Source organism: Moellerella wisconsensis ATCC 35017 (assembly GCF_001294465.1).
GTDB lineage: Bacteria > Pseudomonadota > Gammaproteobacteria > Enterobacterales > Enterobacteriaceae > Moellerella > Moellerella wisconsensis.
The window spans coordinates 199044-219892 of record NZ_LGAA01000026.1; the positions used below are offsets into that span (position 1 = coordinate 199044).

Here is a 20849-nt window from a genome sequence, read left to right on the forward strand (position 1 = left end):
AAATAAAAAAGCCCTTTATATTAGATATTGATATAAAAGGCTTTAATATAAATAATACTAAAATAAATTAATAACTATTCATTAACTAAAGATAGAATTCCACCAGCCACTCACGGTCTTAACGACATAATCCCAAATTTTACTCAAGAAACCACCTTCTTCGACAGCTTCTTTAACCACTAATGGTCTTTGTTCAACGATTTGATCATTCAACATAAAATTGACCGTTCCCACTACTTGATTTGTAGTTAATGGGGCTTCGAGTACCGGATCTGTCAATTCAAAACTGGCTTTTAAATTATTTAATTGGCCTTTAGGTATCGTTACTGCCGCATCCTTTTCGACGCCCAATGGCACAGTAGATTGATCACCAAACCAAACTTTTTCTGTCACCAACGTATCATTTGCTTTAATTGGAGTGACTGTTTCAAAAAAACGAAAACCCCACGTTAGTAATTTTTCACTTTCAGAAAAACGAACTTTATCACTAGGAGCACCTAATACCACCGAAATAAGACGCATTGGACCTTCTGTCGCCGATGCGACAAGATTATGCCCCGCACCACTCGTATGGCCAGTTTTCACCCCATCAACATTTAAATTTTGCGACCACAATAAACGATTACGATTGTGCTGACGGATTTTATTAAAGGTAAATTCTTTCTCTTTGTGTAAGGCATATTCGTCAGGCACATCACGGAGCATCGCTTGGGTTAATATCGCCATATCGTGCGCAGTACTGTATTGTCCATCGGCATCTAGCCCATGCACTGTTTTAAAATGGGTATTTTTTAGGCCTAATGTTTTAACATAATTATTCATCAATCCAACAAAGGAATCTTGGCTACCAGCCACATAATCCGCTAAAGCAATACTGGCATCATTGCCCGACTGAATAACAATTCCTCGATTAAGATCTAACACTGAAACCCGATCTTTAGGTTTTAAAAACATTAATGATGAGCCTTTCAACACTGGATTTCCCGTTGCCCATGCATCCTCTCCAACTGTTACCATATCCTCGGGCGTGATTTTTCCCGCTTTTATCGCCTGACCAATCACATAGCTAGTCATAATTTTGGTTAAACTAGCTGGATCAAGTCGCTCATCTTGATGACTAGCCGCTAAAATTTTACCACTGTCATAATCCATCAATACATATGCTTTGGCATCAATTTGCGGAGCAACAGGAACCTCTGCAGCATAAACACAAATATTGGCAGCAAAAAAGAGACTCATCCCTGTAGTCAAACATCGGACTTTCATCGACAGTGTTGTTTTGAACATCAATTACTCCTTAACAAAATACTAAATTTAGTTTAATTCCTTATTAATATAGGACTTTTTTTCCACAGACACCATCAAGAATGAATAAAGATTGTTCCTATTATAGGTTTACACTATCTTAAGAAAGTGTTTATCACAAATACAGTGAGTTACAGTTAAGTAAAAGAGACTCAATTAGCCCAAAGAGGGTTAATTACCATCTCTGATATCTAAACCGTGTGAACACGATTTATTTAACACTTTTCTGCAACAATCAATTACTGCAATTGATTGTTTATTATTTCTTAACGGGAGGCAAAAATGCTGATTGTCTGGGGCCGTAAAAATTCATCAAATGTCAAAAAAGTGCTCTGGTGTCTAGAAGAGCTAAATCTTAGTTATGAGAGCAAAGAAGTGGGGGGGCCTTTTGGTGGTCTAGATACACCCGAATACCGTAAAATGAACCCTAATGCGACCATTCCAACGTTACAGGATGAGCGTTTTACCTTGTGGGAATCAAACTCAATTTTACGTTACCTTACTGCAAAATATGACCAATCTCACTTATTAATCTTCAACGATGCGCAAGATATGGCAGCTGCAGATAAGTGGATGGATTGGTCTGGCGCCAATTTATTTGCAGTAATTAAAGAGATGATGAATAAAATTGTTCGTGTCCCTGTCGAACAACGAGACCCCACGCAAGTCATTAAAATATATCAAAATATTGAACAGCTATTGCAAATAGCCGATGAAGCCTTAGCCCAACAAGAATACTTCTCTGGCCATAAATTTGGTATAGCCGATATCGCAATTGCTCCGCTATTTTATCCTTGGCGAGAACTTGCGACTGACAGGCCTGAATTCCCACATCTGGAACGCTGGTATCAGCAGTTACAAGCTCGCCCAGCATTCCAAAAAATAGTCATGTTACCAATTAATTGATTTAAATCGACATAGGCATTTTAGCCGGGTCTGGATATTGATATTCAAATCCCAATTGTTTACAGATCCGGCTGCCATCAATCACTTTTCCGTGAGAATTATCCGTAGCTATAAATTCCGGAGGTACTAACTGTAAATTACGGGCTGCTTGCTGATAAAATGTCGCTTTATCCGGATGCTCTGGCGCGCACAAATTATAAATATGCCCACCATTAGGTCGTTTAATTAATAACCGAATTGCATCAATAACATCATCCTGATGAACTAAATTAATTGGTTGAGCCCCTCCAGTGAGCGCTTTTTTTCCGGCTAAAAAACGTCCTGCATGGCGTTTATTGCCGACCAATCCAGCTAAACGTAGAATATCAATCGATACATTAGGTAACTGATGTAACCAACGTTCAACCTCAACTAATGCACGGGCAGATTCCGTCTCTGGCGACAATGGTGCATCCTCGTTAATTAGCCCGTTAATGCTGCCATAAACCGAGGTGGAGCTAATAAACATGATTCTAGGTACATGATAAGAAAGCGCACTATCTACCAATTGCTGAATTGCTTCAATATAATTAGACGCACCTATTTTAGAGGGGGGCAACATGATTAATAAAATATCGGTATCTTGCATTAACTGTGCTAAATCATCTGACGCACACTCGACTGCCGGTGTTAAATTAAGATAATAACACTCAATTCCGCTATTTCTAGCCGCGTCGATACCGTCTGATGTGATCTTACTACCAACCACTTGCAAGCCATCGCTGACCAGCGCATTGGCTAAAGGTAGTCCTAACCAACCTAAACCGATAATTGAAATTTTTTTCATCTTATCCTCCCCCTACTATTTATGAACCGCATATTATGAACCGCATGGCTTTTTATGAGCTACATGACTATCGCAAATTTTTATACTTTGTACCATTTTAAACTTTCATTAAGTAAAAGAAATTATAATTCCCTATAAAACAATAGAATAAAAATATTATTGGTTATTTTAAAAAAAAGGAGTTGCTTTCTAGTCGTTAAATCGGCTAGGTTTAATGCAACAGCATTATTTAATCAAAATATATTTAATGCGACCTTAATCGCTAGAAAATTAAAGAGAATATTATGAACTGCATTCAAATCAACCATCATCACCATCACCCTGACTAGTCTTTCAGGCGATGAGTGCTGGAAGACGGTTTAGCGGCCTTCCGGTGGATTGAGTGCAAAGAAAACCCTCGGAAGATTATCTTCCGAGGGTTTTTTTATTATACCAACAAATTAAATACAGACAGGCAGGGTAAATATTATGTTAGATAAATCACGTTTAAGAATTGCAATTCAAAAATCAGGTCGTTTAAGTGATGAGTCACGAGAATTATTATCGCGTTGTGGGATCAAAATTAATTTGCAGCAACAACGCCTAATTGCCTACGCAGAAAATATGCCGATTGATTTACTGCGTGTACGTGATGATGATATTCCGGGTCTAGTGATGGATGGCGTAGTTGACCTCGGTATTATTGGTGAAAATGTACTGGAAGAAGAACTACTTAATCGCCGCTCGCAGGGTGAAAACCCTCGTTACTCTACTTTACGTCGCTTAGATTTTGGCGCTTGTCGTTTATCTTTGGCTGCACCTTTAGATTTTACTTATAGTGGTCCTGAATGTTTTAACGGAGCACGTATCGCGACCTCTTACCCTCACTTATTAAAACGTTATTTTGATCAACAAGGTCTAAGTGTTAAATCGTGCTTGCTTAATGGTTCTGTCGAAGTCGCGCCACGTGCCGGCTTAGCCGATGCTATCTGCGATTTAGTCTCAACTGGCGCAACATTAGAAGCCAATGGCTTAAAAGAAGTCGAAGTCATTTATCGTTCTAAAGCCTGCTTGATCCAGCGTGATGGTGAAATGCCAGCCGAAAAACAACAACTTATTGACCGTTTAATGACCCGTATTCAAGGAGTTATTCAAGCGCGAGAATCAAAATATATTATGCTGCACGCACCGAGCGAATGCCTCGAAGAAATCATTGCACTATTACCAGGTGCCGAACGTCCGACTATTTTGCCATTAGCCGGTGACAGAAATCGGGTAGCGATGCACATGGTCAGTAGTGAAACTCTGTTCTGGGAAACTATGGAGAAACTTAAGTCTCTAGGAGCAAGCTCTATTCTGGTGTTACCGATTGAGAAAATGATGGAGTAATGGCATGCAAAAGGGTTTTAATCAATTGATTCGCTGGGCTGAATGCAGCCCCCAAGAACAGCGCGACCTATTAACGCGCCCCGCAATGGCTGCGTCAGAAACCATTGCTACCGCGGTAACTCAAATTTTAGAGTCAGTAAAATCTCGCGGTGATGATGCTCTGTATGAGTTTAGTCAACGCTTTGATAAAACAACGATTAACAATATCAAAGTGAGCGAAGATAGTATCAAGCAAGCAGCGAACCGTTTAGGGGATAAAATTAAAAATGCTATCACCCAAGCGACCGATAATATTCGCCAATTCCATTTAGCTCAGCAACCTTCGGTGATCACCGTAGAAACTCAGCCAGGTGTGGTTTGCCAACAAATTACTCGCCCAATTGATTCTGTAGGTTTATATATTCCGGGCGGCTCAGCACCATTATTATCAACGGTGATGATGCTGGGGATCCCTGCAAATATTGCCGGCTGTCGTAAGATTGTACTCTGCTCTCCCCCCCCAATTGCAGACGAAATTTTGTATGCAGCCTCGCAATGTGGTATTCGTGATATTTTTCAAATTGGTGGCGCACAAGCTATAGCAGCAATGGCTTTTGGAACGCAATCCGTTCCATCTGTCGATAAAATCTTTGGACCGGGTAATGCTTATGTTACCGAAGCCAAGCGTCAAGTCAGCCAAACAATTGACGGTGCCGCGATAGATATGCCGGCAGGGCCATCAGAAGTATTAATTATTGCCGATGAACGGGCAAATCCAGCCTTTACTGCTGCTGATTTACTGTCTCAAGCGGAACATGGGCCGGATTCACAAGTAATACTATTGACCACCGATGAACAAATGGCGCGACAAGTTATTGCTCAGACTGAACAACAGCTGGCTCAGCTTTCTCGTGCTGATATCGCCAGACAAGCGTTAGATTCGAGCCGGGTAATTATTGCTGATTCCTTAGCTCAATGTGTTGAAATCAGTAATCGCTATGGTCCAGAGCACTTGATTATCCAAACTCGCGATCCTGATGAACTTGTACCTGCTATTACTAGCGCTGGGTCGATTTTTCTTGGAGATTGGTCACCTGAATCTGCCGGTGATTATGCCTCTGGCACCAACCATGTGCTACCGACTTATGGCTATACCTCGACTTATTCAAGTTTAGGTTTAGCTGATTTCATGAAGCGCATGACGGTACAAAAGCTAACCCCACAAGGGTTATTAGGATTAGCGGGCACCATTGAGATACTGGCACAGGCGGAGCAATTGACCGCTCACAAAAATGCGGTTTCTTTACGTGTCGCCGTACTTAATGATAGCGAGGAATAAGCCATGAGTCAGAAATTTAATGCCGCCCAACTGGCCCGCAATAATGTCAAACAAATGACGCCATACCAATCTGCTCGACGTTTGGGCGGTAAAGGCGACGTTTGGCTGAACGCTAATGAATATCCGCTAGCCCCTGATTTTTCATTTAATAAAAAAGTCCTCAATCGCTATCCTGAATGCCAGCCAGCCGAAGTTATCGAAAATTATGCAAAATATAGCCGGCTTGCACCAGAACAGATACTGGTCTGTCGCGGTGCTGATGAATCAATTGAATTATTAATCCGCGCTTTTTGTGAACCAGGAAAAGATGCGGTAATGTTTTGCCCACCCACTTATGGAATGTATAGCGTCAGCGCCGAAACCTATGGTGTGACACAAAAAAAAATCCCCAGCTTGTCCAATTGGCAGCTAGACCTCGAATCTATCCGTGCTAATTTAGCCGATGTAAAACTAATTTATGTGTGTAGCCCCAATAATCCTACTGGCAATATTATTGATAATGCCGCATTAAAGCAGATTTTAGAGCTGGCAGCAGGGCGTGCGTTAGTGGTGGTTGATGAAGCCTATATTGAGTTTTGCCCTGATTACAGTGTCAGCCAATGGATGGATCAATATCCGCATCTAGTTATTTTACGTACTTTATCAAAAGCCTTTGCCCTTGCTGGATTACGCTGTGGATTTACCTTAGCCGCTCCCGAAATCATTGAAATTCTATTAAAAGTAATTGCGCCCTATCCATTATCCACACCAGTTGCTGATATTGCTGCCCAAGCATTAAGCGCCGAAGGTATCGCATTAATGCAACGCCGAGTTGCAGAAATTCGAGCCAGCCGTGAAGGATTATCCGAGGCTTTACGCCAATTAAGCGTAGTCGAGGAAGTTTATCCCAGCGAAACCAATTATATTTTGGTGCGTTTTACTGATAGTAAAAGTGTATTTCGTAACTTGTGGGAACAAGGGATTATTTTAAGAGACCAAAGCAGTCAAGCAGGATTAGCCGGTTGTCTACGCATCACTATCGGCAGTCAAACTGAAAATTTACGCGTTATCGAAGCTATCTCGGCCTTTGCTGAAAATTGCCAGATTATGGAGACACCATGAGCCAGAAAATCCTTTTTATTGATCGCGATGGAACGTTAATTAGTGAACCACCGGTTGATTTTCAAGTCGATAGACTCGATAAACTCGCTTTTGAAACTGGCGTTATTCCGGCATTACTGGCGTTACAAAAAGCCGGTTATCAGCTGGTCATGGTCACCAATCAAGATGGTTTAGGCACAGAGAGCTTTCCGCTGCAAGATTTTGAACCACCCCATAATCTCATGATGCAGGTGTTTAATTCGCAAGGAATAATCTTTGACGATGTACTCATTTGTCCACACAAGCCCGAGGATAATTGCCCCTGTCGCAAGCCTAAATTAGCCATGGTCAACGGTTATCTGGAGCAAGGCAAGCTAGATACAGCCAACAGCTATGTTATCGGGGATAGAAAAACTGATATTCAATTAGCGGAAAATATGGGTATCGATGGTATTTTATATTCAGCTGAATCAATGGATTGGGCCATAATTACCGAGATGCTAACCAAACGCGACCGTTTTGCCAGCGTCAAGCGCGTAACTAAAGAAACCGCTATCCGTGTCAATGTTTGGCTAGATCGAGAAGGTGGGAGCACTATTAATACTGGGATTGGCTTCTTTGACCATATGCTCGACCAAATCGCTACTCATGGTGGCTTCCGGTTGGATATCGATGTGCAAGGTGACTTAATTATTGATGATCACCATTCGGTCGAGGATACGGGGCTGGCATTAGGTGAAGCGCTACGTGTAGCATTAGGCGATAAACGAGGCATTGCCCGCTTTGGCTTTATGCTGCCGATGGATGAATGTTTAGCACGCTGCGCATTAGATATTTCTGGCCGTCCTCACCTTGAATATAAAGCAGAATTTAAATATCAGCGTGTTGGCGATCTTAGTACCGAAATGATCGAGCACTTTTTTAGCTCACTCTCTTATGCGATGGGATGTACTTTACATCTCAAAACTAAAGGCAAAAATGATCACCATAAAGCAGAAAGTTTGTTCAAAGTTTTTGGTCGAACATTACGCCAAGCTATCCGCGTAGAAGGCGATACGCTCCCTAGCTCTAAAGGAGTCCTATGATGAAAGTAGTCATCTTAGATACAGGCTGCGCTAATTTGGCCTCGGTAAATTATGCGGTGAAACGATTAGGCTATCAAGCAGAAGTCAGCCGCGATACCAATACCATTCTAACCGCGGATAAAATCTTTCTTCCCGGTGTGGGAACAGCAAGTGCAGCGATGCAAAATCTGCAACAGCGTAATTTGATCCCGCTGATCAAAAGCTTAACGCAGCCGGTGTTGGGGATCTGCCTCGGTATGCAATTATTAGGCATGCTCAGCGAAGAAGGCAATAATGCCCAAGATATCAGCGAAATCCCCTTGCTCGGGTTAATCGATAGCAAAGTTTCTAAGCTTGAAACTCATGGCTTACCCGTTCCGCATTCAGGATGGGATCAAGTCAAACCTTTAGCAGGCCAGTCACTGTTCAAAGGTATTGATGACGATGCTTATTTCTATTTTGTTCACAGCTACGCCATGCCAATTTCAAAATATACGCTGGCAGAAACTGAATATGGCCACCGCTTCAGCAGTGCAATTGGTATGGACAACTTTTTTGGCGTCCAATTTCACCCTGAGCGTTCAGGCGCTGCCGGAGCTCGCTTGATTAAAAACTTTCTGGAGATGTAATTGCCATGATTATTCCTGCACTCGATTTAATCGACGGTAACGTCGTTAGGCTACATCAAGGTGACTATCAACAGCAGCGAGACTACGGTAATGAGCCACTCACACGCCTACAAGATTATGAAAAGCAAGGGGCTAAATTATTACATTTAGTCGATTTAACCGGCGCTAAAGATCCACAAAAACGACAAATAAGCTTGTTAAAAACACTGTTAGCGGGTGTCTCCGTTCCGGTGCAAATCGGTGGTGGTATCCGTACTGAAGACGATGTAAAAGCCTTACTTGATGCCGGAGCTAGCCGCGTAGTTATCGGTTCTACCGCAGTGGAAGAGCCTGAAATGGTCAAATCATGGCTACAACGTTACGGCGGTAATGCGATTGTTTTAGCTCTTGATGTACGAATTAATCCACAAGGGATTAAACAAGTAGCTATCAGCGGCTGGCAAGAAAACTCTAATGCAACATTAGAGCAAATTATCGATATTTTTCGCCCGGCGGGCTTGCGTCATGTTCTGTGTACCGATATCTCAAAAGATGGCACATTAAGCGGTTCTAACGTCGAGTTATATCGTGAAATTAGTCAAAAATACCCGGATATCGCCTTTCAGGCATCGGGCGGTATCGGCGATTTAAATGATATCGCGCAACTCCCGGCTTCGGGTGCTGCGGGTGTCATTGTTGGACGCGCATTATTAGAAGGTAAATTCACCGTTTCGGAGGCTATCGCATGTTGGCAAAACGCATAATTCCTTGTTTAGATGTCCGTGACGGCCAAGTGGTCAAAGGAGTACAATTTCGGAATCACGAAATTATTGGCGATATCGTGCCATTAGCACAACGCTATGCCCAAGAAGGCGCCGATGAACTGGTTTTTTATGATATTACCGCCTCATCCGATGGCAGAGTGGTCGATAAAAGTTGGGTCGCTAAAGTCGCCGAAGTCATCGATATTCCGTTCTGTGTCGCGGGAGGAATTAAAACCGTCGAGGAAGCCGGGCAGATCCTTTCATTTGGCGCTGATAAAATATCGATTAACTCGCCAGCACTGAGCGACCCGTCACTAATCAGCCGCTTAGCCGATCGCTATGGTGTTCAATGCATTGTGGTCGGTGTTGATACTTGGTTCGATGAATCAACCGCTAACTATCAAGTTTATCAATTTACCGGCGATGAAAAACGCACCCAACAAACCCAATGGAGAACGATTGATTGGGTCAAAGAAGTCCAACAACGCGGCGCAGGCGAAATCGTATTAAATATGATGAATCAAGATGGAGTACGCCAAGGATACGATTTAGCTCAGCTCAAAAAAGTTCGAGCCGTATGTAAAGTGCCACTGATTGCTTCCGGCGGTGCTGGTGAAATGTCGCACTTTTTAGACGCCTTCACTATCGCTGGCGTTGATGGCGCATTAGCAGCTTCAGTATTTCATAAACAAATTATTAATATTGGCGAGCTCAAAAGATATCTTGCTGATCAAGGAGTGGAAATCAGATTATGTTAACAAATCAACAAATTGACCAACTAGACTGGGAAAAAGTAGACAATCTGATGCCCGTAATAGTGCAGCACGCTATCTCTGGTGATGTTTTAATGCTCGGCTATATGAATAATGACGCGCTAAAAAACACTCTAGAAAGCCAAAAAGTCACTTTTTATTCTCGGACTAAACAGCGTTTATGGACTAAAGGCGAAACTTCGGGAAATTTCCTCAATCTAGTGGATATATTTACTGATTGCGATAACGACAGTTTATTAGTTTTAGCGCAGCCTATCGGACCAACCTGCCATAATGGGACAGAAAGCTGCTTTTCTCCAGCTCAAAGCCAATGGGGTTTCCTGTATGAATTAGAAAACCTGTTGAAATCACGTAAAACGGCGTCCCCTGAAAGCTCATATACAGCCCAATTATATGCCAGTGGTACTAAGCGTATTGCGCAAAAAGTCGGAGAAGAAGGCGTAGAAACCGCATTGGCCGCGACGGTTAATGACCGAGAGGAACTGACTAATGAAGCTGCCGATTTAATCTATCACTTGCTAGTTTTACTGCAAGATCAAGACTTAGACCTATCCGCAGTTATCAACTGTTTGAAACAACGCCATTAATTACTCTGAGCTCTAATGCGGCTTATTCATCATCGTTGAATAGGCTGCTCAGGTTAATATAGTCTCTTCCTTGTGGCTGATTTTGCTCATTTATTGTATTAAATAGAGCAAACTTGGTACCATCATGCGATTGATGATTAATCAGCCAGAAGGAATTTATTTTGTTAGAAACCGATATTTTTATCCAATTAACTGAACTATTAACCCAGCATCAGGCCAAATTCCGAGTTGTCGAGCATCCCTCCGCCGGCAAATCTGTCGATGTAGCGAAAATCAGAGGTACTCAGCTGGGACAAGGGGCGAAAGGATTGGTCTGCCATGTTAAAGGCAATGGCGTACGCCAGCATATCTTGGCGGTATTACCCGCCGACAAACAAGCCGACTTACAGAAAATAGCCGCCGCTATCGGGGGGACTCGCGCCTCATTGGCCAGCCCCAAAGAAGTGTCAGAACTGACACACTGTGTTTTTGGTGCTATTCCTCCCTTCAGTTTTCACTCTGATTTGATGCTCATTGCCGATCCTTTATTATTTGAACGCTTTGATGAATTAGCCTTCAATGCTGCTAGCTTAGAGCGTTCTATTATTCTTAATACAGCAGATTATCAAAGAATTGCGAAGCCACGCATGGTTAATTTCATTCAGACAGAAACTGAATAAATAAAAGTAATACTAAAGTAAAATAATTAAATACCGCATTATGTCAGCAATTAAATAATCTTATGCTAAGCTTAATATACCCTGTTGCTGTTTTTGGGGTGATAGAGATCAGTATTGATTCATGTAATAGTTTAAATACCATTAATCTATTGTGATAAGGTTTTATCGCTTAATATTTTATTAATTAATAACTAAGGAAAGAAAATGGGATTATTTGAGAAAGCAGAAGATAAATCAAAAGAAGCTGTAGGCACTTCGCAACAAAAATTTGGTCAAGCTGTTGATTCGCCAGAACATGAAGCCAAAGGTGCAGTTAAAAAATATACCGCACAAGGTTGTGATGTTTTGCACGATAGCATGGATACAATAAAAGCTAATCCAGTTGCCACTGTGGCTGTTGCTGCGGGCATCGGGTTTGTGTTTGGTTATCTGTTAGGCAAGAAATAACCGTATTTGCTTGAGTCGATTGATTGAGTCTTGCGGTAAAATCATTTATAGCAGTAAGATTGTTAATTAATAGGCTATTATTTCTAGACTAAAGATTATGAGCCTGATAGATATCAAAAAGGGAGCTGAAAAAATCAGCCCCCTTTTTCTATTAACTGTCATTATTACCAATTCAAAGGATAAAAACTCGAGTTAATCAATCTAAATTACACAATTAATGATAACGCAAATCACTCCATCCACTCAGTGTGGAATACGCCGTCTTTATCAGTACGTTTATAAGTGTGTGCACCAAAATAGTCACGCTGAGCCTGGATAAGGTTCGCCGGCAATACCGCAGCACGGTAGCTATCATAATAAGAAATAGCCGCAGAGAATGTTGGCGTAGGAATACCATTTTGGATACCGTAACAAACCACATCACGCAGTGCCTGCTGATATTCATCAGCAATTTGCTTAAAGTATGGCGCTAACATTAAGTTAGCTAAAGCCGCGTTATCATCATAAGCGTCAGTGATTTTTTGCAGGAACTGAGCGCGAATAATACAACCTGCACGGAAAATTTTCGCAATTTCACCGTAATTTAATGTCCAGTTATACTCATCTGAAGCCGCTTTTAATTGCTGGAAGCCCTGAGCATAAGAAACGATTTTGCCTAAATACAGTGCACGACGAATTTTTTCGATAAATTCTTGCTGATTAGCAGAAATCGTTGTTACTTCTGGGCCAGTCAATACTTTAGATGCCGCTACACGCTGATCTTTTAAGAAAGACAAATAACGAGCAAAAACAGATTCAGTAATCAGTGTCAGTGGAATGCCTAAATCAAGTGCACTTTGGCTGGTCCATTTGCCGGTGCCTTTGTTGGCAGCTTCATCAAGGATTACATCAACTAAATAGTTACCTTCTGGATCTTTTTTACGGAAGATATCTGCAGTGATTTCGATGAGGTAGCTGCTCAGTTCGCCTTTATTCCATTCAGTAAAGGTATCTGCCAATTGTTCATTAGTCAGATTCAGTGAGTTTTTCAGCAATGAATAGGCTTCAGCGATAAGTTGCATATCACCGTATTCAATTCCGTTATGCACCATTTTGACATAATGACCCGCACCATCAGCACCAATGTAAGCCACACAAGGTTCACCATCTGCTTTAGCTGCAATTTCTTTTAGGATTGGAGCAACTAACTCATATGCTTCTTTTTGTCCGCCCGGCATAATTGAAGGACCTTTTAACGCCCCTTCTTCACCCCCAGACACACCCGTACCAATAAAGTTAAAACCTTGTGCTGACAATTCACGGTTACGACGGATAGTGTCTTTAAAGAAGGTATTACCGCCATCGATAAGAATATCCCCTTTATCTAAATGAGGTGTCAGAGAGGCAATTGTTTTATCGGTAGCTTCACCCGCTTTTACCATCAACAGAATACGGCGCGGTTTTTCCAGCGAATCAACAAATTCTTCAATGGTATAATTAGGAACCAGTTTTTTATCTGGATTTTCCGCAATAACTTCATCTGTTTTTTCTTTGGAGCGGTTGAAAATAGAGACGGAATAGCCACGGCTTTCAATATTTAAGGCGAGATTACGCCCCATTACTGCCATACCGACAACGCCAATCTGTTGCTTTGACATGAAAAAACTCCTGTCTGATTCTAATCAATCCAGCTAGAAAAGCTGGCATTCTGTTAACATGATCACATGTTAACTCAGTCTGAAGCTCGGTGGTAGTTATTGATGCAATCGTTATCCTAAACATAACATTTTTTATTATAAATAGGCTGAATGGGTAATTTTCTATTGAAATTTTAATCAACAATCCTCATTATTCCTCTGGCGGCATATGCCGTTATATCTAAAGGTAAAATAAACTGTATGGAATGGATCGCTGATCCGACGATTTGGGCTGGACTGGCAACCCTTATCGTTCTAGAAATCGTTCTAGGGATCGATAACCTCGTTTTTATTGCCATTCTGGCCGATAAACTTCCACAAAAAATGCGTGATAAAGCACGTATTACTGGGTTGCTGTGCGCGCTAGTAATGCGAGTGATATTGCTATTTAGCTTATCTTGGCTCATTACACTGACCCAACCACTCATTATCTTATTTGAGCATCCTTTTAGTGCCCGTGATCTTATCATGCTTATCGGTGGCTTATTTTTACTGTTTAAAGCCACAATGGAGCTAAATGAACGGCTGGAAGGGGCTGATGAACATGGTAATGGGCAACGGAAAACCTCCAATTTTTGGGCGGTAGTCGCTCAGATTGTGGTTCTCGATGCGGTATTTTCTCTCGACTCCGTAATTACGGCCGTTGGGATGGTTGACCATGTCGGGGTTATGGTTGCTGCGGTCATTATTGCAATGGCATTGATGATCCTCGCTAGCAAGCCATTAACCGCATTTGTGAATGCTCACCCGACGATTGTTATTCTGTGTTTAAGCTTCCTACTAATGATAGGTTTCAGCTTAGTGGCAGAAGGTTTTGGCTACGGGATACCTAAAGGTTATCTGTATGCCGCGATCGGTTTCTCTATCTTAATCGAAATATTAAATCAGCTCGCACAATTTAACCGCCGTAAATTTTTGGTCGGTGCACGCCCATTGCGTGAACGTACCGCTGAAGCTGTTTTACGTATTTTAAGTGGAAAACACGAATCGGCAGAACTGGATGCCCGCACCTCTGACCTTATCGCAGACAATACTGATGTCTTCGATCCGCAGGAACGTCAGATGATTGCTCGCGTACTTGGTATGGCGCAACGTAACGTTGAAAGTATCATGACCTCACGCCATGATGTTGATTATGTTGATATTAACAAACCATCGAGTGAATTACTTTTACTGTTAGAAAAAAACTCGCATTCTCGTCTAGTTGTTATTGATGGAGAGGTAAGTGATGAACCAGTGGGGGTAATTCAAGTTATTGATTTGGTGAAACAACAACTGAATGGTGAGCAACTAAATCTGAAGGCTTTGATTTCACAACCATTAATCTTCCCCGAAGGTTTATCATTATTGAAAGCCTTAGAACAGTTCCGCAAAGCTCATACTCATTTTGCTTTTGTAGTTGATGAATTTGGCTCTGTTGAAGGGGTGGTCACACTGACCGACGTAATGGAAACTATCGCGGGTAATTTGCCGGTAGGCATAGAAGAAAATGATTCTCGTCATGATATCCAGCAGCTAGAGCATGGGCGTTGGGTCGCCAATGGTTTTATGCCACTTGAAGACTTAATTGCTTATATTCCAATGACACTGGATGATAAACGGGAATATGAAACTATTGCCGGTTTATTAATGGAACATTTACAACGGGTTCCACAAGTTGGTGAACAGATCATGATTAATAATTGCCTATTTGAACCTTTAGAAGTTATTAATCACCGAATTAATAAAGTGCTGATCACACCGCAAAATACCTCTGATGATGAAGAAGAGGAATATGAATAATTAACCGACTGAATTAGATCTGTAAGCTAAGTTAAATCAGTCACCTTAAAAGTTAATTAATCTGTTCGTTTCTCGACAAAAATAGCCGCTTAAAATCAAGCGGCTATTTTTTATCTCGGCATATAAATAATTTATCTAACTCTTTAGTTCACAGCGCTGCGCTATAACCTCTAGTTGTTACTGGGTTTAGCTATAGCTGATATACAACGTGATATCAGCTGATTTAAAACGCATTTAATAAATTATTCAATTGCTGTTGTTCTTCTTTCTTCAACCAGTTACCAATAGCTTGTTTAGCTTGTGTCTTCAACTCGTCACGCACTAATCTTTCTACATTCAATTGATACTGCAAATTAACCCATGAACCATAAATTCTCAGCGGGATACTGATTGATTGTAATTGTTGAATAAAACGTAAATCGCCCCCCCAACCTTTAGTAATCTGTACCCCAAGATTAACATCCAGCGTTTCTGACGGAAGATTCAACCAACCATTACCGGTAATGACCACTAATTCAGAAGTTGCCTTCAGTGCCGAAAGATTAAAACGACCTTTATTTAATTGTCCATTCGCCGTTAATTGCTGAACTTGAGTCACATTGCCACTATCTGCCGGTGCATTAATCTTATTAGTGACGCGAGATAATGACTGCTGGATCAACACAGGAATATTCAAGCCACTCAGCTGGGCATTACGCAGCAACAGAGCTGCATTACCCTGCCAGAGGTTTTTTATCGCGTTAGCATCATAACCTGGCCCCGAGAAATCACCTTTAACGGTTAAAACACCGCTTAATTTTTTTGGTAACTCAAACGCCGCCAACAATGGAGTTAAATTTACATTCTCAAAATCCGGCTGCGCCTTAACTATGGCAGGAGTTTGGGCATAATTTAATTCAACCGGTAGCATAAAGGTTCCACCAAATGCTTCACCACTTAATTGTGATACCGTTAACGTTGGCGTCTGATTAACCGCGTTAAATATAACGTTATTAACCTCCATCCCACGATAGGTCAGCGTTTTAATAGTCGCTTGTATCTCGGCAGTAAAGTCAGCTAAGGAGGATAAATCATATTTTTCTTGTCGAGCCCCTGAAATAACTGGTTTTACTCCAACACGCGTAGCGCTGCTAGCATTTGCTGATTTTATTGCTGTATTAGGTTCGCTCTGAGTCGTGGTTGTCTGGGCATCCCCCTCTATGGCAACCCCTGTACCAAACAGTGAATCTAAATTGAGTGTAGATGAGGATAATTTTAGTTTAAAATCTGGGACATCGTCCAAGATTGCAGCCAATTGCCCATTAAGATCACTGTCATTAGCGGTTATCATCAACGTATCTAAATTTAATCTGGCTGGCGAAGTGTTCAAATATTCAACGTTAGCACTGATTTTCCCGCTAATTCCTGCTTCAGGTAAATCAACGCCAGTAAGTTGATAATCAATCTGTGAAATTTGCCCAGTAATCTGCTGTGATAATTGTGATAAATCGATCCCAGCTTTAGCATCAAAGCTAAGCTCTTGCTGGTTTTTATTCAAATTACCACTGAAAGCAATGCTCAATTGTTTATTGGCACTTTTCTTCAATAAGAGATTGATATTGCGTAGATTAAATTCATCTTTTTCTGTCTGCCAGATAATCAAACTGTTAGATATTTCAACTTTTTCAATATCTAATAACCACTGATTTGACGAGGCTTGATTAGATGTAGTTTTTATTCCGGCGGGAGCAATAGGCTCTTTACTGGCGGTAATCTGAGGTTGGCTTTCTGGTGTATGACGAACAACCGCACCATCAAGAACGATCTGCTCAACAGCTAAGCGATGTGAAATCAATGGCCATAATTCGACATCCAAGCGCATATTTTCAGCGCTAATCGCAGGTTGAGTTGCACCTTCGGCTGTTAATGATACCGGGCCGGTAATAATGCTCAAAGTTGGCCAGACATGCCAACGCATATCTCCTTGAAAAGCCAATTGATAACCACTTTTTTGAGCCACTTTTTCAACTAAATAATGGCGAAAATCATTCGGATTAACTAGCATCACTAATGCCGTCAAACCCACAACAATCACCACCAATAAAATAGCCAGTGTCGTTAATAATCGTTTCATCAATTCCCTCTCTTTTACAGTATTCACGCCATACTTGATTAACTTTACTAAATGAAATTTAGTTAAATTACGACGATACAGTAACCAGCAAAGACTGTTTTAACCCGCAATTACGATTACAGCCGATTATCTACATGCATGAAAATAATCAATCGAAATAACAACGAGCTCGATCTTATAGCCTCTATAACGCCTCATAGCAGATTGTGATTATAAATACTATCTAGCTGATGAAGCTGTTCAATTTAACGCCTTGAATCGATAGCGAATAAATTAAAGTCGTTGTATTGCAACGTGACTTATAATGAAAATAAATCGCGCAATGCTGGCCATATCCCTGAAAACTTGATGGATTATAAAAAGCATTAAACTAACTAATTATAAAATAACTCTAATAATCAGCAATATAATCGACAAAATGTCGATTATATTATTATCCATTTAGTCTTGGCTAATCCGACTACCTACTGCACCTTGCTGATTTTTATATTTCGCATCTTGGCGGCTATTATAAGGGCGATCTGCCGATCCTGAGAGCGGCTCAAAACTTAACGCTCCAATCACCATACCTGGTCTTAAAGCCAACGGCAATTTACCCGAGTTATAAAATTCTAATACAATATTTCCACACCAGCCGGGATCAATACGATGTGCCGTAACATGTACCATCAAACCTAAGCGGGCTAATGACGAGCGGCCATCAAGCCAGCCCACCAAATTATCCGGTAAAGTGACTGATTCTAATGTCACAGCCAACGCTAATTCACCTGGGTGCAAGAAAAATGCCTCACCGTCAGGTAGTACAATTTCATCACTCATTACGCGATCAAGCGCTGAATTCACTTGATCTTTAGGTCCACTAAGGTCAATAAATGCGGCTGTATGGCCACGGAAAACACGAAACTGATTGCCCAAACGAACATCTGCCGTTGCCCCGCTAATCCGTTCGATAGGCGGTCTTGGGTCAATGACTAATTTTCCATCATCAAGCCACTGTATAATGTCTCGGTCACAAAGACGCATAATTTTTCTCCCTTACGTGGATAAAAAATACCACTAATCTGGTATAACTACTGACAAAATTCGCCAATTTTCGCTTTCAAAATATCAATAGCCACACGGTTTTTTCCTCCGCGAGGCACGATAATATCGGCATATTGCTTCGATGGCTCAATAAATTGCAAAAACATCGGGCGGACCGTTTTATTATATTGCTCAATAACAGAATTCAGTGTCCGACCACGCTCATTAACATCGCGCTTAATTCGACGCATTAAACAGATATCTAACGGCGTATCGACAAAAATAGAAAAATCTAATTCTTCTCGTAAACGCTTATCTGTTAATAACAGAATACCTTCAATAATAATAACTTTTTTTGGTCTGAAATTTATAGTTTGAGGTTTGCGGGTATGTTCGACATAATCATATTGAGGGAGTTCAATGGGTTGCCCAGACTTGAGCGTTTTAATATGCTGATAGAGCAAACTATGATCCATTGAATTAGGATGATCATAATTTACTTTTAAACGTTCTTCCATCGACACATCGGATTGATCTTTATAATAACAATCTTCTGCAATCACGCCGATATTATGATCACCGACCTTTTCTCTTAATTCTCTATATAAGGTATTCGCGATAAGACTTTTGCCCGATGCAGAAGCGCCCGATATACCTACAATGGTACAGTGATGTGCTGTGTCAGTCATGATAATTGATAACCTGGTTTAATATAATGACAAAGAAATGCATAACATAAAAAATGTTATAATTGGCGGAATTATAGGAGGTTCTGGCGCGCTATTCCAGCACCATCAGGAATTGTCTTATAAAAAATGTAATTAACTCTATCAAAGAGCATCAGATAAACAATAAAATACACGCCGGTCATAGTTCTAGAGTACTAACGCTGTATTAAAATCGAAAAGAGTGATCTTGCGGGATTACACGGACGACAGATCATATTTTGATTATAATGTTTTGCGCCCTTCTAATGCTGCAATCCGATTTTCTATACTAGGGTGTGTAGAAAACACTGAATCCCCTTTATTAAAAATATAAGCCGCTTTACGGTAAGCTTGCCCGGTACTTTGATGTTCATACTGGTTTGTTTCATGCTGTCCCGATATTTTACGTAATGCACTAATCATTGCCTGATTATTCTGCGTTAATTCAACCGCAGCGGCATCTGCCATATATTCACGGGTTCGTGAGAGATAAAAATAAAGTATTTGAGTTATCCAAGGTAACAGGAAGTTTAAGAGCATTAATACAATACGTGCTTTATTCGCGGCATCATTGCGCCCTCGCCCAGAAAAGCCAATAAATAACTGACTGAATATATTGGTTACCGTCAAAATAACATTGGCTAATATTCCAACATATAGCGTTAATTTGGAATCACCGTGAATAATATGCCCAACTTCATGGGCTAATACTGCCTGTACTTCTTGTCTATTTAGGTTTTCCAGTAATCCTCGCGTTACACCAACTAACGCATTCTGTGCGGACCAGCCCGCCGCAAATGCATTGGGTTCATCGGTATCCAAAATATAAAGACGCGGAATATAGCCTAATGATGCACTCAAACTCAGCTCTTCAATAATATTACACAGTTGGCGTTCCTGAGGATTTAATTCACCGTCAGGGGATAACTGCTTGGCATTCATTCCAGCCAACATCAGCTTATGTCCCCGATAATGGATATAAATCAATCCTATAAACGTTAATCCCAAAATAATAAAAGTCGCAACAGGTGTTTGTACCAACGTGAAAAATGCCCACATATTCATTGCAAAGTCTAAATAGGGATCAGGATGGGTTGCGGTATCGGCCAATAATCCCACCAATAACATGATGACGATATAGCTTATGATAACCAGCTTAGTACGAAAATTATTTTTCCGAATAACGTCTCTGAAATCCATTTTTCTACCTGTTACTTACTTTTAATTAATCGAAATTAATGCGACGAGATTCTTCAGCTTTAATCGTCGATTCGTCTAAACGCCAATAATCTTTATCAATTTTTAATGCTGGAAACATCTTAACGATAAATAATGTCGGCATTGAAGCAATATAGGCGCGATATTTTTCTAATGAGCTGTTATAGCCGCGTTTAGCAAAAGATAATTTATTCTCTGTTGAGACAATTTCTTCTTGTAAATTGGCCATAATAGCATCAGATTTCAGCTCTGGATAAGCCTCAACTGCAACATTAATGGCGCCGCTTGATACCATTTTAGACAATTCATCTTCTGCAGCTTTAGCCTCTGATGGCGCTACCGCACTCTTAGCTTGAGTCCGCAATTCAGTAATTTTAGTAAATACTTCGGATTCATGGCTCAGGTATTTTTTAACGGTCGCTAATAAACTATCGAAGACCTTACCCCGGCGATCTAATTGTACTGAAATTTCTGTTTCACTGGAGATTACGGCTTCGCGCATAGCCACAATGCGGTTATAAAAATAGAAAACTGCAATCGCTATCACGATGATTAAAATCAAAAACTTCATAATTATCCTTAATGACTCTTAACTCAGAAAATGAAATAAGCGGATTATTTCAGC

The 20849-nt window shown here is 40.9% G+C and carries 20 protein-coding genes and 1 other annotated feature; of the genes, 12 read left to right on the forward strand and 8 right to left on the reverse strand.

Translation table 11 applies throughout. The features are described from left to right. Positions 1–81: 81 nt before the first annotated feature. Positions 82–1287 carry a serine hydrolase gene (locus M992_RS12870; protein ID WP_053908968.1) on the reverse strand — a complete coding sequence of 402 codons (1206 nt, stop codon included), beginning with the start codon at positions 1285–1287 and terminating at the stop codon, positions 82–84. 300 nt (positions 1288–1587) lie between these two features. Here M992_RS12870 and M992_RS12875 point away from each other — a divergent pair, with 300 nt between their 5' ends. Then, complete coding sequence (locus M992_RS12875; RefSeq protein ID WP_053908969.1) at positions 1588–2211, forward strand: glutathione S-transferase family protein; 624 nt, start codon at positions 1588–1590, stop codon at positions 2209–2211. Position 2212: 1 nt separating this feature from the next. On the opposite strand, the gene M992_RS12880 is transcribed toward M992_RS12875, so the two are convergent. Next, positions 2213–3037 carry an SDR family oxidoreductase gene (locus M992_RS12880; protein WP_053908970.1) on the reverse strand — a complete coding sequence of 275 codons (825 nt, stop codon included), beginning with the start codon at positions 3035–3037 and terminating at the stop codon, positions 2213–2215. A gap of 304 nt (positions 3038–3341) precedes the next feature. Next, positions 3342–3465 (forward strand) — a sequence feature (His leader region). Between the two features lie 40 nt (positions 3466–3505). Here M992_RS12880 and hisG point away from each other — a divergent pair. The 10 genes from hisG to M992_RS12930 all read left to right on the forward strand — a co-directional run bounded on the left by hisG (position 3506) and on the right by M992_RS12930 (position 11705). Then, a complete protein-coding gene (hisG, locus tag M992_RS12885) occupies positions 3506–4405 on the forward strand; it encodes an ATP phosphoribosyltransferase (protein WP_047256842.1) in 900 nt (299 codons plus the stop codon). A gap of 4 nt (positions 4406–4409) precedes the next feature. Then, positions 4410–5723: a histidinol dehydrogenase gene (gene hisD, locus M992_RS12890; protein ID WP_053908971.1), complete on the forward strand. Its 1314-nt coding sequence runs from the start codon at positions 4410–4412 to the stop codon at positions 5721–5723. Between the two features lie 3 nt (positions 5724–5726). Further along, positions 5727–6824, forward strand: coding sequence for a histidinol-phosphate transaminase (gene hisC / locus M992_RS12895; protein ID WP_053908972.1), 1098 nt, complete (start codon positions 5727–5729; stop codon positions 6822–6824). Next, positions 6821–7888, forward strand: a complete 1068-nt coding sequence (hisB, locus tag M992_RS12900; RefSeq protein ID WP_053908973.1) for a bifunctional histidinol-phosphatase/imidazoleglycerol-phosphate dehydratase HisB — start codon at positions 6821–6823, stop codon at positions 7886–7888. The genes hisC and hisB overlap by 4 nt, the downstream gene beginning before the upstream one ends. Beyond that, complete coding sequence (gene hisH / locus M992_RS12905) at positions 7888–8496, forward strand: imidazole glycerol phosphate synthase subunit HisH (RefSeq protein ID WP_053908974.1); 609 nt, start codon at positions 7888–7890, stop codon at positions 8494–8496. The genes hisB and hisH overlap by 1 nt, the downstream gene beginning before the upstream one ends. Positions 8497–8501: 5 nt before the next feature. Next, positions 8502–9239 (forward strand): 1-(5-phosphoribosyl)-5-[(5-phosphoribosylamino)methylideneamino]imidazole-4-carboxamide isomerase, encoded by a 738-nt coding sequence (hisA, locus tag M992_RS12910; protein WP_053908975.1) that lies wholly within the window; start codon positions 8502–8504, stop codon positions 9237–9239. Then, a complete protein-coding gene (gene hisF / locus M992_RS12915) occupies positions 9221–9997 on the forward strand; it encodes an imidazole glycerol phosphate synthase subunit HisF (protein WP_053908976.1) in 777 nt (258 codons plus the stop codon). Before hisA ends, hisF begins: the two co-directional genes overlap by 19 nt. Further along, positions 9991–10599, forward strand: coding sequence for a bifunctional phosphoribosyl-AMP cyclohydrolase/phosphoribosyl-ATP diphosphatase HisIE (gene hisIE / locus M992_RS12920; RefSeq protein WP_053908977.1), 609 nt, complete (start codon positions 9991–9993; stop codon positions 10597–10599). The genes hisF and hisIE overlap by 7 nt, the downstream gene beginning before the upstream one ends. A gap of 161 nt (positions 10600–10760) precedes the next feature. Continuing rightward, entirely contained in the window at positions 10761–11258 is a 498-nt protein-coding gene (locus tag M992_RS12925; RefSeq protein WP_053908978.1) for a YbaK/prolyl-tRNA synthetase associated domain-containing protein, read from the forward strand. Positions 11259–11462: 204 nt separating this feature from the next. After that, positions 11463–11705: an ElaB/YgaM/YqjD family protein gene (locus M992_RS12930; protein WP_053908979.1), complete on the forward strand. Its 243-nt coding sequence runs from the start codon at positions 11463–11465 to the stop codon at positions 11703–11705. Positions 11706–11935: 230 nt separating this feature from the next. Here M992_RS12930 and gndA read toward each other — a convergent pair whose 3' ends face one another. Then, a complete protein-coding gene (gene gndA / locus M992_RS12935) occupies positions 11936–13342 on the reverse strand; it encodes an NADP-dependent phosphogluconate dehydrogenase (protein ID WP_053908980.1) in 1407 nt (468 codons plus the stop codon). 240 nt (positions 13343–13582) lie between these two features. Here gndA and M992_RS12940 point away from each other — a divergent pair, with 240 nt between their 5' ends. Continuing rightward, on the forward strand, positions 13583–15163 hold the full coding sequence (locus tag M992_RS12940; RefSeq protein WP_053908981.1) for a TerC family protein: 1581 nt from the start codon (positions 13583–13585) through the stop codon (positions 15161–15163). A 223-nt stretch (positions 15164–15386) separates the two neighbouring features. Here the strand turns inward: M992_RS12940 and asmA are convergent, their stop codons facing one another. From asmA to M992_RS12965, 5 genes are all read right to left on the reverse strand, one after another. Continuing rightward, positions 15387–17276: an outer membrane assembly protein AsmA gene (asmA, locus tag M992_RS12945; RefSeq protein ID WP_053908982.1), complete on the reverse strand. Its 1890-nt coding sequence runs from the start codon at positions 17274–17276 to the stop codon at positions 15387–15389. 441 nt (positions 17277–17717) lie between these two features. Next, complete coding sequence (dcd, locus tag M992_RS12950) at positions 17718–18299, reverse strand: dCTP deaminase (protein WP_053908983.1); 582 nt, start codon at positions 18297–18299, stop codon at positions 17718–17720. A 47-nt stretch (positions 18300–18346) separates the two neighbouring features. Beyond that, positions 18347–18988 carry a uridine kinase gene (gene udk, locus M992_RS12955; protein ID WP_053908984.1) on the reverse strand — a complete coding sequence of 214 codons (642 nt, stop codon included), beginning with the start codon at positions 18986–18988 and terminating at the stop codon, positions 18347–18349. Positions 18989–19249: 261 nt separating this feature from the next. Next, positions 19250–20206 (reverse strand): zinc metalloprotease HtpX, encoded by a 957-nt coding sequence (gene htpX / locus M992_RS12960; RefSeq protein WP_053908985.1) that lies wholly within the window; start codon positions 20204–20206, stop codon positions 19250–19252. A gap of 25 nt (positions 20207–20231) precedes the next feature. Continuing rightward, positions 20232–20795 carry a LemA family protein gene (locus tag M992_RS12965; protein ID WP_053908986.1) on the reverse strand — a complete coding sequence of 188 codons (564 nt, stop codon included), beginning with the start codon at positions 20793–20795 and terminating at the stop codon, positions 20232–20234. Positions 20796–20849: the final 54 nt, after the last annotated feature.

What these genes read in the sequence shown, in the direction of transcription:
- M992_RS12870 (WP_053908968.1), bottom strand. Translation starts at nt 1,287, where the DNA reads ATGTTCAAAACAACACTGTCGATGAAAGTCCGATGTTTGACTACAGGG.
- M992_RS12875 (WP_053908969.1), top strand. Translation starts at nt 1,588, where the DNA reads ATGCTGATTGTCTGGGGCCGTAAAAATTCATCAAATGTCAAAAAAGTG.
- M992_RS12880 (WP_053908970.1), bottom strand. Translation starts at nt 3,037, where the DNA reads ATGAAAAAAATTTCAATTATCGGTTTAGGTTGGTTAGGACTACCTTTA.
- hisG (WP_047256842.1), top strand. Translation starts at nt 3,506, where the DNA reads ATGTTAGATAAATCACGTTTAAGAATTGCAATTCAAAAATCAGGTCGT.
- hisD (WP_053908971.1), top strand. Translation starts at nt 4,410, where the DNA reads ATGCAAAAGGGTTTTAATCAATTGATTCGCTGGGCTGAATGCAGCCCC.
- hisC (WP_053908972.1), top strand. Translation starts at nt 5,727, where the DNA reads ATGAGTCAGAAATTTAATGCCGCCCAACTGGCCCGCAATAATGTCAAA.
- hisB (WP_053908973.1), top strand. Translation starts at nt 6,821, where the DNA reads ATGAGCCAGAAAATCCTTTTTATTGATCGCGATGGAACGTTAATTAGT.
- hisH (WP_053908974.1), top strand. Translation starts at nt 7,888, where the DNA reads ATGAAAGTAGTCATCTTAGATACAGGCTGCGCTAATTTGGCCTCGGTA.
- hisA (WP_053908975.1), top strand. Translation starts at nt 8,502, where the DNA reads ATGATTATTCCTGCACTCGATTTAATCGACGGTAACGTCGTTAGGCTA.
- hisF (WP_053908976.1), top strand. Translation starts at nt 9,221, where the DNA reads ATGTTGGCAAAACGCATAATTCCTTGTTTAGATGTCCGTGACGGCCAA.
- hisIE (WP_053908977.1), top strand. Translation starts at nt 9,991, where the DNA reads ATGTTAACAAATCAACAAATTGACCAACTAGACTGGGAAAAAGTAGAC.
- M992_RS12930 (WP_053908979.1), top strand. Translation starts at nt 11,463, where the DNA reads ATGGGATTATTTGAGAAAGCAGAAGATAAATCAAAAGAAGCTGTAGGC.
- gndA (WP_053908980.1), bottom strand. Translation starts at nt 13,342, where the DNA reads ATGTCAAAGCAACAGATTGGCGTTGTCGGTATGGCAGTAATGGGGCGT.
- M992_RS12940 (WP_053908981.1), top strand. Translation starts at nt 13,583, where the DNA reads ATGGAATGGATCGCTGATCCGACGATTTGGGCTGGACTGGCAACCCTT.
- asmA (WP_053908982.1), bottom strand. Translation starts at nt 17,276, where the DNA reads ATGAAACGATTATTAACGACACTGGCTATTTTATTGGTGGTGATTGTT.
- dcd (WP_053908983.1), bottom strand. Translation starts at nt 18,299, where the DNA reads ATGCGTCTTTGTGACCGAGACATTATACAGTGGCTTGATGATGGAAAA.
- udk (WP_053908984.1), bottom strand. Translation starts at nt 18,988, where the DNA reads ATGACTGACACAGCACATCACTGTACCATTGTAGGTATATCGGGCGCT.
- htpX (WP_053908985.1), bottom strand. Translation starts at nt 20,206, where the DNA reads ATGGATTTCAGAGACGTTATTCGGAAAAATAATTTTCGTACTAAGCTG.
- M992_RS12965 (WP_053908986.1), bottom strand. Translation starts at nt 20,795, where the DNA reads ATGAAGTTTTTGATTTTAATCATCGTGATAGCGATTGCAGTTTTCTAT.